Source organism: Methylobacterium sp. J-068 (assembly GCF_022829445.1).
In the GTDB taxonomy this organism is placed as follows: domain Bacteria; phylum Pseudomonadota; class Alphaproteobacteria; order Rhizobiales; family Beijerinckiaceae; genus Methylobacterium.
Window position 1 is genome coordinate 1 of the sequence record NZ_JAKSXY010000097.1, and the last position, 360, is coordinate 360.

A 360-nucleotide genomic window follows, 5' to 3' on the forward strand; every position below is an offset into this window, starting at 1 on the left:
CGGGTCTTCGCGCCGGCCGCCACCGTGCTGGAGCGCATCGCCGCCCAGGTCCGGGCCGCGCCCGGGGCCATCGCCGTGGTCGATGACCGCGAACGCCTGACCCGCTCTGATCTCGACGCCCGCGCGGCCCGCCTTGCCCGCCGCCTCGCCCGCTCCGTGGCCGGCCCCGACACCCTCCTCGGCCTACCCCCGGAGCTCTCCTGCGACCTTCTCGTCGCCACCCTCGCCATCCTCAAGGCCGGCGCCGCCTTCCTGCCCCTGGTCCCCGACCTGCCTCGCCCTCGCCTGGACGAGATGGTCCGCGACAGTGGCCTGCGCCTCCTCGTCACCACCACGGCCCTGGCCGCCGCCTGGCCCGGC

The 360-nt window shown here is 77.2% G+C and carries 1 protein-coding gene; it reads left to right on the forward strand.

Annotation, left to right across the window (positions count from 1 at the left end):
• On the forward strand, positions 1-360 hold a 360-nt coding region (locus MKK54_RS16495), incomplete at both ends, for an AMP-binding protein (RefSeq protein ID WP_244012291.1).